The sequence below is a fragment of the Proteus myxofaciens ATCC 19692 genome (genome assembly GCF_001654855.1).
Lineage (GTDB): Bacteria > Pseudomonadota > Gammaproteobacteria > Enterobacterales > Enterobacteriaceae > Proteus > Proteus myxofaciens.
The window spans coordinates 1-212 of record NZ_LXEN01000274.1; the positions used below are offsets into that span (position 1 = coordinate 1).

Here is a 212-nt window from a genome sequence, read left to right on the forward strand (position 1 = left end):
ACGGTTCCAGTACCTGTTATACCGAAATGGCGGCAGAAAAAATTCGAGATATTCTTGGAGAGGAATTTGTTGATCTTCATAATGTTCAAGAGTGTGATACAACACTAATGGAGCAATATGATATTCTCATTTTAGGTATTCCAACTTGGGATTTTGGTGAAATTCAAGAAGATTGGTTAAATATCTGGGAAACACTACCCACACTGGATCTG

The 212-nt window shown here is 37.3% G+C and carries 1 protein-coding gene; it reads left to right on the top strand.

Annotation, left to right across the window (positions count from 1 at the left end):
* Positions 1-212: flavodoxin domain-containing protein (locus tag M983_RS16865; RefSeq protein ID WP_210433269.1), on the top strand; the 212-nt coding region annotated here is incomplete at both ends.